We start from the raw sequence: 11,326 nt of genomic DNA, 5'->3' as shown, positions 1-11,326 counted from the left end.
GCTGCATTGTATTATAAGCAAAAATCATATAACATTCCTCTAGGATTTTTTCCTACATCTGAATATACAGTTCTTCCGCTGCATCCTTATCTGTTGCTGTCAGCCTGACGGCCTCCCGGTTCATCTTACCAAATACCTCATCATCCAGGTAGCAGAAATTGTAGCCTGCCGAATCGTTGTGGTTCATCAGCAGACAGTTTTTGTATATCAATAAAGTTCCTGAAGAAACAGAATTCATTTTTAGATGAGATAACGATGCAGGACCTGGTGCAGACGCTCTATGTCAATAGGTTTCTCAAGATGATCGTTCATACCGGCTTCTTTAGTCCTCTGCCGGTCATCCGCGAAAGCATTGGCTGTCATAGCAACAATGGGTAACGTTTTTGTATCATTGCGTTCTAAATTCCGAATTGCTGTTGCTGCCGTACAACCATCCATAACTGGCATCTGAACATCCATAAAAATCAACTGGTAATAGCCCGGAGATGAAGATTGTACCTTTTCGACAGCGATCTTTCCATTTTCAGCCGTCTCTACTTTCACTCCGGTTGCGGCCAGCAGCTCCACCGCAATCTCTCGGTTGAGTTCATTATCCTCCGCCAGTAATAGGCGCCGTCCACAATAGAGACATTCCTGCTGTACTTTGATCGTTGGCGAACCGGGCTTTTCTCCCCGCAGAAACTGCTTCAGTTTATATACAAGATGTGAACGGAACAGCGGCTTGGTGATAAAGCCATTGATCCCCACCTCCTGTGCGTGGTCCATCTGCGCAGACAGATCGTAGGCGGAGATGATGATAACGGGCAGTTCATAGCCCATCTTTTCACGTATCAGACGTGTTGCCTGCATCCCGTCCATCCCTGGCATCCTAAGATCCATAATAACTGCAAAATAATCCTGGCCTGACTGATGGGCTTGTAAAACCTTATCTACAGCTGTGTTTCCATCCATGACCCACTCTGCCCTCATGCCCAGACCAGTCAGCCGCTTACAGGTATTGCTGCAGACGATTTCGTCATCATCCACGACCAGGACCGACAGCCCTGTCAATTCAGAGTCGTCAATAGGCTCTTCCTCAATCCGTAGATAAAGTGTGGCTGTGAACCGGCTCCCTTTTCCCCATTCTGACGCTACCTCAATCTGTCCGCCCATCATCTCCGTAACCGTTTTACAGATGGCCAGACCCAGTCCAGTGCCCTGGACAGGTATGAGGCGCCCGTCCTCTACCCGCTCAAACGGTTCAAATATCCGGCTGAAAAACTCGGGTGATATTCCAATTCCAGTGTCCGCTACAATAAAATGATATCGGGCATAACCCGCACGGTCCGACGGTGTTTCATTGATCTCCAGCAGCACCTCACCCCCTTGGGGCGTGTACTTGACTGCATTGGAAAGTAGATTGATGAGCAGCTGCTGTAAACGCTGCATGTCACTGACGATCTTTTCATGGGCAACATCATTGTTCCGCGCCTTAAATATCAAATGTTTTGCTGCGACCAGCGGCTGTATCATGGTCACAACGCCCTGCACCAGATCCGCTAAATCCACATTTTCTTCTGCCAGTATGATGTGTCCGCTCTCCATCTTTGACATATCCAGCACCTCATTGATAATGCTGAGCAGTAATTTTGAGGAGGATGCTATTTTATCCAGATAGTCTAAAACTCTGGCCGGATTATCTATGTATGATTTGGCAAGTGTTGTCATTCCCATGATAGCATTCATGGGCGTACGGATATCATGGCTCATATGGGAAAGGAACTCTGCTTTGGCTTGATTGGCTTTTTCCAGCTTCTCGGTGATCTCTTTCTCCTTAGCCAGCATTTCCTTTAGACCTGACTGCAGGCTCTGCTCCTCAGACATATCGGTATAGGTGGCGTAATATGTCCTATACTCCGGTGTGGTGTCACATAGGTTTAAATCCGCGTTCACCCAGACATAGGTTCCATCTCCCCGGAGAAGGCAGTATTTTTTTACCGTAAAGTGATCTTTGGAAAAACCTTCCTTATATTCTCTCCGTACCCTGCTGTAATCCGGCTCCGGGATATTTGCAAAGAAATCCTCGAAATACTCTCCTTCCAAGGGCGCAGCATTGGGATCCGGAACAACCGCATCTTTTGCGGTGCGGGGTATGCGCAGCATACGGTACAAACCCAGATTACCGTATTGTGGATTTGCGTGGCCATCGGGATAGAGGTTTACGATAATGACACCGGCAGAGATACCGTCCAGCAGTGCATTGGCGGTATCCGTCCTCTGTTTTGAAACATGGAGGGATTCCTCAAGGTTATGCTGGGTCAGCTCACTCCGTTTTGTGTAACGCGTTTTCAATAGGAAAGTACCAATAACTTTGGAAAGGGTGAGAAGCCCGTTCTGTATGACCTCGTCTTTTTCCCAATCTAACCTGCATGAGGCGGAATCCGAGACACCTAAATACGCGCAGCTGTTGCCCTGCCTGATAGGACACAGCAGGACTGTGCGGGTACCACATTCCCTAAACACTTCCGTGATACTTCCCTGTGTGTCATCCAGGCACCAATACAGGATTTCTTTGTCCTCAATCAGTTGCTTTGTCTTGTCAAAGAAATCCTGGGTGACACGTTTTGTATGTTCTGTCTGCTCCCCAGTTATTCCCTCTGGTTTCCAAAAATAAACATTCATCACCTTATTGTTGGAAATTTCCGTTAAGTAAACGCTGTTCGCAGCAAACTGTTTTCCAATCATGGCAAGCGCCTCATAGACTGCCTCTTCAAAATCAGATGCTTTCCATAATATGTCGAGGACATCTTCTCTTAATTTCCCCAGCTTTTTATACATTTGGTATCCCTCCATTCACGCACTAATCTTCATAAAAAGAAAAACCATTTTTTCCACCATGTTTTGAAATATATAGTGCTGCATCTGCATCTTTATAAAAGTCAGCAAAGTTTTTCCCCTTTGATAATGCGATTCCGACACTGAAGGAGACTTTACCACCTGTATCTTCTTTGAATAAGTAGCCTGATATACTGTCATATAACAGTTTTATATATACCTCTATCTGTTTCCGGCCGCAATCCTCCGGAAGGAAGATACCAAACTCATCTCCTCCCAATCTCCCGATCACAGCATTTTCCGGAAAGGTGGCCTTCAATATATCCGCTATTATGATCAATACTTTATCACCAAAGGGATGGCCGAAGGTATCATTTATAGTTTTGAAATCATCAATATCCAGTATCATGAAAATACCGCTGCCCTGTTTTGAAAGACTCTCCACACGTAGATTGAATGTATTTTTGTTGTAAATACTTAGGATCGTGTCATACTCCGCACGCTTTTGCATAACGATCTGCTGGCGCTTTGAATCGTCAATATTTTTGACATACATGATTCCTTTTCTCTCACCAGTCACAATGTCAGTGATCAGCCGGATAACTGTCATCACCCAAATAAATGAGCCTTCTTTACCGCCAAGCATCCGGTATTCGTATTTGACTTCCTGCTCATTATTCTGAAAGGCTCTATTGATATTTTTTAACGAAAAGCATTGGAGGTATGCTTCTCTGTCTTCTACTGCTACATATTCGGATATGTGCTCCCTTACATACTGCTCATAAGGGGTTTCATCTTCAACGTAGGCACACATTTTACTGTTAAGCTGGCATTTTTCATAAATGTCTTTAGAGAAATTAACGATATAGAACGCTATGGTATCTGATAGAACCGCCATACGGTACTGCTCCTCCACAGCATATACTTCTTCACCGATTTTTTCTCTCAGGCTTTGAAGTGTTTTCTCTGCAAATTTCAAGGGGTACGCTTCGATATTCTCCTCTGTGACTATAGGGGTTGAGGCATGCAGACAGCAGATCTTCCATTGTTTTTTCTCTTTCATAAGCGTCAGTGATTGTGAAAACCGGCTTTTAGTCACTGTTTCCTGACATTTTGCAGTCACGATCACATCTGCACAAAGTACAGCCATATCTTCTCTCAACAGCCTAATCTCTGTGCGCCCAAAATCAAGGAAATGGGAGACTTCATTTTCCTCCTTAATGCCTGCTGTAAATATTTCTATAATATCATTTTGGGAAGTTACGAATCCCTGTTCACCTATCCCAATCCCTATTATAGTATCTGAAAGACAGGACAAAATTTTATCCTGATCTTTTGAGATGAGGCCCCCGTCTTCAAATCTATAGAGTACCTCTTTGATTCTGTCTTCCTCGGTCATATATCTTTCCCCCATATTTATCTATTTTAATTTTTTCAGGTTATGGAACACTGCTTATCTCCATAATGTGCTGCCATCATAAACCTTCATTGCCGGTTCATAGTAGCCCAGTTTTTTACATTCCTGAATAACGAGGCGGTAGATATATTGAAAAATCTCGGAAGCCTTCCTGGAAAATGCCTCATGGTTTCCTTTGGAAAGAATGTCTAGCGCTTCCACACATTGCCCGTGGATTCGGATACTCTCTGCGGTTTTAACCGTATCAACCATAGCAGGGATACTACGTCCAATCCGAAGATTCCTTTGGAGAAGTGAGTAGATGGTATTCAATCCTTCTATTTTTATATGCTCTGTTATAATCCCTAAAAGTATAGAAGGACTACGGCCATACAGGTAATTTACATTCCATAGGTAATCTGTTTCGGCTTTTGCTGCCTCTATTTCTTCCGGTATAATATGTGAAGCCGCGCAGACGGACGCCCCTTCTATGGTCAATGCAAGTAATTCCATGCTATCAAGGTAACGGCGGACATGATACGCAATCAAGTGGGGCGGAATCTGAATCTTCTTCATTTCAGACAGATCCATCTCTACGAAAATACCATTCCCGCGGATTGCTTTAACAACGCCCCATTCCTGCATGATCTTTATGGCCTTGCTTGTGGTGTCCACACTGACATTGTATATTTTCTGAAGTTCTTTGTGTGAGGGGAGTTTGTCACCCGGCCGGAAACGGCCTATCGCAATAAGCCCAAGAAGATCCATATATACAGCCGAATATCTCATTTCAGCTCCTTCTAACAGTTTTTCCAGTTGTTTTTTTCCAAGAACCAGCGTGGAGTCAGAAGGAACATCAAATAAAAACTCTTTTCCATATGAAAACCCGTATAAACCAGAGAGGTCGTCAAAATAAGCATTTTCGGGAGGCTGCCCGGACTCAAGAATACGCATAAAATCGTCCAGCTGTTCATAAAGCACCGACCTAATGTCCATGGTATCTACCGCTGGCCTCAATTCCTCAAGCCCCAGGCTATCCACTGCACATAAACATAATTGGTTTTCATTCCGTGCAATGAAAAATCTTACAAACCGTTTGGTTTGTCTCCAAAACTCATCTGCGTCTTCCACATTAATATTGTCCAAAATTTTGCGCGGTATTGAAAAATCCTCCTGCCTGCACAGATTAAGCCCACTCTTAATAAGCGGATAAGACAAAAGCACGCCTGTTTTCAATAAGTCACTGGTGATCTCTGCATTTATTTTCTTCACTGCAAGCCTTGTAACTTGATGTCTCCAATCTTGATTTGGACTTACCACCGGCCGCTTTCTCTGGTGTGTTTGAATCAGCCCCTCTTCCTCCAGCATTGCCAATGCATGCCGGATTGTTTTCTCTGATGTGTTAAATTCTCTTTGCAGATTGATCCGTGATGGAAGACTTGAACCTGCCGGTAACAATCCAATTTCAATCTTATTTTTGAGTATATGGAAAACTCTCTCATACATTAAACAATCGTATTTCAACATAATAGTCACCTTTCTTCTGATTCCATCTTGGAGCAAGCCGGCGAAAAAAACGGCAGCATAGCAATGCTCACCGTTCTCTCGAACTCCATGCTATAATAAACGAATAAAAACGCCACCATTTCTTGGTTCCTTATCCAAATTATTATAAAATACTTCTCCTTAATTTGCAACAGAAAACACCTGTTTCTAAAAGATAAACAGGTATTATACGGTTATAGTCTTGCTCTACCATGATTTCTTTGCTGTTTTATCTATTTGGAATTGGTGGTTTTATGGTTGTCCAGACATCAATTGCATTACGCCTTTTTGAACAAAGTAAAGGAGAACTCATCCGGTCAAACTTTGCATATATCAATGGGATCATTTACAGAGTTCTTCTATTCATGGGAATATTAAGATATACAAAGACCTTTCATTGTTGTCTGAACAGATGAAATGATTTTCTGTAATTCAATTAGTTTATTGGCTATAGATCATATAGCAAATCGGATTGGAATATTAGGAATAATCACGGCAAGCGGTCTTTTTATCGGTAATTTGGGGTTTTTTGGGAATTAAAAGATTATTTATTGTTAATAGAATTTTTTCATCATTAAGTGCTGTCTGGCTATTGTTATTAGGAATATGTATTATATAAAGGATTCCCCGATAGTCCGCAATATCCTATTATAAGACAAAAAAATGTACCACTAAAAATAGTGGTACATTTTCTACTTTGCTTCAAAAAGCGTATCATCCCGCATATATGCTGGCTTTAACCATTTTATCGGGGATTTTTGTAAAATCCTAGTTGCCTATCTGCTTTGCGAATTATTATCCGATCTGTTTAGCAACTTCCTCAGCAAAATTCTCTTCCTTCTTTTCAATACCCTCACCGGTCTCGAAACGAACGAAGCCTTTGATTGCAATTTTTGCGTTGTTTGCTTTTGCAACTTCTTCAACGTATTTTGCAACAGCCTGTTTGCCGTCTTCTGCCTTTACATAAACCTGGTCTAAGAGGCAGATTTCTTTCATTTCTTTGTTGATACGGCCATTTACCATGCCCTCGATAACTTTTTCCGGTTTGGAAGATTCTTTCGGGTCATTTTTAATCTGAGCAAGCAGGATTTCTTTTTCGTGTGCAATGAATTCCTCACTTACTTCGCTTCTGTTTGTGTATTTTGGGTTCAGGGCTGCAATCTGCATAGCGATGTTTTTAGCCATCTCTTTTACTGCATCATTGACAACATCTGTCTCAACGTCAACCAGAACACCGATCTTTCCACCCATGTGTGTATAAGAAGATACGAAACCGTTAGGCTCATTCACTTTTGTGAATCTTCTGATGTTCATGTTCTCGCCGATAACAGAAATCTGGCCTGCCAGTGCTTCCTGAACCGTTTTTGTTGTATCGAATTTCCATGGCTCTGCTAAGAAAGCTTCGATATCCGCAGCTTCTGTCTCCATAGCCTGCTCAGCAACCTGAGCAACATATTCCTGGAATTTTTCGTTCTTTGCAACGAAGTCTGTCTCTGCATTAACCTCTACGGCAACTGCGTTCTTCTCGTCAGCAGATACCAGAGTTTTGCACAGACCTTCTGCTGCAACACGGCTTGCTTTTTTCTGTGCAGTTGCAAGTCCCTTTTCTCTCAGGAATTCAACTGCTTTATCCATATCGCCTTCTGTAGCTGTAAGAGCTTTCTTGCAGTCCATCATGCCGGCGCCGGTCATTTCTCTTAATTCTTTTACCATTCCTGCTGTAATAGCCATCGTGATATTCCTCCTGAATTCTTATTATTCCTCTGTTGTTTCCTCTTCAGCTGCTTCCTCAAAGATTTCGCTGTCTTCAGCAGCACCCTGGTTAGCTTCGATCACGGCATCTGCCATTTTGGAAACGATTAATTTTACGGCTCTGATCGCATCGTCATTGCCCGGGATTACATAGTCCAGTTCTTCCGGATCACAGTTTGTATCACAGATACCGATTAACGGAATACCTAATGTATGTGCTTCCTGAACGCAGATTCTTTCTTTTTTCGGGTCTACGATGAAGATGGCATCTGGGAGTTTCTTCATTTCTTTGATACCGCCCAGGTTCTTCTCTAATTTGGCCTGCTCTTTTTTCAGCTCGATAACTTCTTTTTTCGGCAGTACGTCGAAAGTTCCGTCAGCTTCCATAGCTTCGATTTCTTTCAGTCTTGCGATTCTGCTCTGGATGGTCTTGAAGTTTGTCAGCATTCCGCCTAACCATCTCTCGTTTACATAGAACATTCCGCAACGCTCTGCTTCTACTTTGATAGCGTCCTGAGCCTGTTTCTTAGTTCCTACGAACAGGATTGTGCCGCCGTCAGCTGCCATGTCTGCAACTGCTTTGTAAGCATCGTCAACCATTCCTACAGATTTCTGCAGGTCAATGATGTAGATACCATTTCTCTCTGTGTAGATGTAGGGAGCCATTTTAGGGTTCCATCTTCTGGTCTGATGTCCGAAATGAACACCTGCTTCCAGTAACTGTTTCATTGAAATAACGCTCATGTTTTTTCTCCTTTTTGGTTGTTTTCTTCCGTCTATTTCCTCTCCGCAGGGACACTGTCGGATGCTTGTCCGCAGGCACCGTCCTTTGGTATTCATAGACGTGGTTATTTTGCAACGTTGGTATTATAGCATAGCTGACACATAGGTTGCAAGCTGTTTTTAAGATTTTTTCCTGTTTTTACAAGGTTTATACCACTTTTGTCCAAATTCTTTACTGTAACGGACATTCTTAAGGTACTGTTCACACATTGCGGTCCCCCGAGGCGGATTGTGCAGTAACGTTTTGAAGCCAGGTACGCAGAAGCGGCATCCAGCTCTGACACTCTTTCTGCACTCCGGTGCCGTCCACCCGCATCAGTGTCTCGTTGGCTAAGGAAAGTCCATGACTGCCCTTGGGGTAAAGGTGAAATTCAACCGGAACACCAGCCTTTCCCATAGCTTCTACAAATAGAAGGGAATTCTGAAAAGGCACACTCTGGTCCTCAAAGGTATGCCAGATAAAGGCTGGAGGCACATGGGCACCTACCTGTGTCTCCAGTGCCATTTCCTCTTTCTTCTTCTCATAATCACTGCCAAGCAGGTTATGGATGCTTTCCAGATGTCCGTAATCCTCCCGGGATGTGATAACCGGATAACTGAGGATCAATCCTTTCACTTTTAAACGCTCTTTGCTGCATCCCACAGCCTCTGACAGAAAATCTCTGTTCCAGAAAACACCGAAACTGGCTGCCAGATGTCCTCCCGCTGAAAATCCCATAACAAAGAGATTATCTGTATCCACATGCCACATATCGGCCTTTTCCTGTATCACCTGCACTGAGCAGGCCACCTCGGACAATGCTGTAGGAAAAACAGCGGGCGCACAGGAGTAACGCAGAACGGCTGCGTGATATCCCATACTGTTAAACTGCAGGGCGATCATCTCCGCTTCCCTGTCAGCAGTAAAACGATACGCGCCGCCTGGGCAGATCAAAATCAAAGGGCGTACCAAATCCTTTGGCAGCTCCTCATAAGCATCTAAAATATAAGTTGTCAAATGTGTCTCTTTTGAAGACCCGGACATTTGAATGGGAATCTTCTCATGTATCATGCTCTTGCTCTCCTTTTATTCCTTTTCAATGATCTGGCCGTTTCGGTAAGCTTTCAGCAGTTGTTTCAGCTCATCAATGCTCTCTTGAAGGTGGTGCCCATTATCCGTATCTCCCACTGTTTTTCTGAGAGAGGTCCGTTTTACTAAAATACTGTCAGAAAGAATATCACTCTCTCTTGTAATGGCATCTTCTGCCGAAGTAAACGGTTCGTGGGCCGCCAGGATCATTCCCCATGAATTATAGATCAAGGTATATCCGGCAATCCCCGTCTCTTTCTGGTATGCCTTTGAAAATCCGCCGTCAATGACCAGCACTTTGCCGCCGCACTTGATGGGGCTTTCCCCTGAGGTGTGATGTACCGGGACATGGCCGTTTATAATATGGCAGCAGTCACCCTCAATTCCGAATTCCCGAAAAATATTATTTACCACAGTATCGTCTTCCAGCAGTCTGTAGTATGGGTTCTTATTCTCCACATGGGTTTCTTTCTCCGCCAGAAAATAACGCTCAAAAGTAGCCATCTTATCTTTTCCGAATAAAGGAGACGCCGGGCTGCTCCAGATAAACCACAAAATATCCCTTCCCCGCTGCTTTTCATCCTGATCCAGGGCAAAGAAAGCTTTCCTCACATATGCTTCCAGCACGTCATAAAGCTCTCTCCCTTTATAGGTCCTGCCGTATACTTCCACTTCCTTAAAGCTGCCGTCCTCATTAAGGGGAACACAGCCGTGATAAAGCAGGTTGTTATTGTATACCTTATACAGGCTTCCCTTTTTCAGCAAAAGCTGCATATGCCGCTGGAGCTTCTCACAGTTGGCAAAGGCAGAGACAAGGCGCTCCATGACCTCCTCCTCCTCCTTTGACAGCTCGTAGGGATTCTCCGGGTCCACAGTAGGGAACGAATGATCAAGGAGATTGTATTCTTTTCCGTATAAACGTATGGTTCCCTCCTCATAATTGATATCATCCAGCAGTGCTCTGTCAGCCATATGAAACTCTTTTCTCCGGATGAGAAGCTGGCCTTCCAGCTTGAACTGGATAATAGAAATCGCTTTGTGCATCTTCATATTAAGCACAGTCTCTGCAGGGTTGAGAGTATTGCCCCCTTTTATTTTAAAACATTCACACGGGTCATCCTGATAATACGTCAGGGCAAAGGTAGCCAGAGGAAGCAGATTGATGCCATAGCCATCTTCCAGGAGGTCCAGATTGGCATAGCGGGCGCAGATACGGATAACATTGGCGATACAGGAACGCTGTCCTGCCGCAGCTCCCATCCAGACAATATCGTGATTGCCCCACTGGATATCCAGGGAGTGATACTCCTCCAGTTTGTCCATAATATGGTGCGGTCCCGGCCCTCTGTCGTAAATATCCCCCAGAATATGCAGATGGTCCACAACCAGACGCTGAATCAGCTCTGAGAGGGCTATGATAAATACCTCTGCCCTGCCAATGGCTATGATCGTTTCAATAATCTGCTCATAGTAGGCTTCCTTGTCATTAAGCTCCGGTTTCTCTGTGATAAGTTCTTCAATGACATAGGCAAAATCAGGCGGCAGGGCTTTGCGGACTTTGGAACGGGTGTATTTGGACGCAACACGTTTACACACCTCGATCAGACGGTATAAGGTGATTTTATACCAGTCTTCCATATTTTCCTCTGTCTTTTTCGTCAGCTCCATTTTCTCTTTCGGATAATAAATCAGCGTGGCAAGAAAACGCTTGTCCTGCTCATTGAGCGTATGGCCGAATACCTCATTGATCTTCCGTCTCACAGAACCGGAACCATTTTTCAAAACATGGGAAAAAGCCTCATATTCTCCGTGGATATCCGTCAGAAAATGCTCGGTTCCCTTGGGCAGGTTGAGAATCGACTGCAGGTTAATGATCTCTGTGGACGCCTTGGCGATGGTCGGATATAATTCGGAAAGGCGTTCCAGATACTTTTGTTCCAATTTTTCCATTTGTTCTCCCCCAATAT

General features: G+C 44.0%; 8 protein-coding genes. All 8 read right to left on the bottom strand.

Annotated elements, in window-relative coordinates:
• Positions 1-52: 52 nt before the first annotated feature.
• The 8 genes from C6P39_RS27780 to C6P39_RS21300 all read right to left on the bottom strand — a co-directional run bounded on the left by C6P39_RS27780 (position 53) and on the right by C6P39_RS21300 (position 11,309).
• Entirely contained in the window at positions 53-211 is a 159-nt protein-coding gene (locus C6P39_RS27780; RefSeq protein ID WP_207657145.1) for a hypothetical protein, read from the bottom strand.
• A 29-nt stretch (positions 212-240) separates the two neighbouring features.
• Positions 241-2,817 carry a hybrid sensor histidine kinase/response regulator gene (locus C6P39_RS21335; protein WP_158661653.1) on the bottom strand — a complete coding sequence of 859 codons (2,577 nt, stop codon included), beginning with the start codon at positions 2,815-2,817 and terminating at the stop codon, positions 241-243.
• A gap of 22 nt (positions 2,818-2,839) precedes the next feature.
• Positions 2,840-4,213: a GGDEF domain-containing protein gene (locus C6P39_RS21330; protein WP_158661652.1), complete on the bottom strand. Its 1,374-nt coding sequence runs from the start codon at positions 4,211-4,213 to the stop codon at positions 2,840-2,842.
• A 54-nt stretch (positions 4,214-4,267) separates the two neighbouring features.
• Positions 4,268-5,737, bottom strand: a complete 1,470-nt coding sequence (locus tag C6P39_RS21325; RefSeq protein ID WP_330407105.1) for a GntR family transcriptional regulator — start codon at positions 5,735-5,737, stop codon at positions 4,268-4,270.
• An 813-nt stretch (positions 5,738-6,550) separates the two neighbouring features.
• Complete coding sequence (gene tsf / locus C6P39_RS21315) at positions 6,551-7,486, bottom strand: translation elongation factor Ts (RefSeq protein ID WP_104805109.1); 936 nt, start codon at positions 7,484-7,486, stop codon at positions 6,551-6,553.
• 24 nt (positions 7,487-7,510) lie between these two features.
• On the bottom strand, positions 7,511-8,251 hold the full coding sequence (rpsB, locus tag C6P39_RS21310; protein ID WP_095175357.1) for a 30S ribosomal protein S2: 741 nt from the start codon (positions 8,249-8,251) through the stop codon (positions 7,511-7,513).
• 241 nt (positions 8,252-8,492) lie between these two features.
• A complete protein-coding gene (locus C6P39_RS21305; RefSeq protein ID WP_104805108.1) occupies positions 8,493-9,341 on the bottom strand; it encodes an alpha/beta hydrolase in 849 nt (282 codons plus the stop codon).
• 15 nt (positions 9,342-9,356) lie between these two features.
• Positions 9,357-11,309 (bottom strand): fructose-1,6-bisphosphatase, encoded by a 1,953-nt coding sequence (locus tag C6P39_RS21300; RefSeq protein WP_095175355.1) that lies wholly within the window; start codon positions 11,307-11,309, stop codon positions 9,357-9,359.
• Positions 11,310-11,326: the final 17 nt, after the last annotated feature.

The organism is Blautia marasmi, assembly GCF_900258535.1.
Taxonomy (GTDB): Bacteria; Bacillota; Clostridia; order Lachnospirales; family Lachnospiraceae; genus Blautia; species Blautia hominis.
Note: the sequence above shows the minus strand (reverse complement) of the source record. Positions and strands in the feature narration are given on the sequence as shown.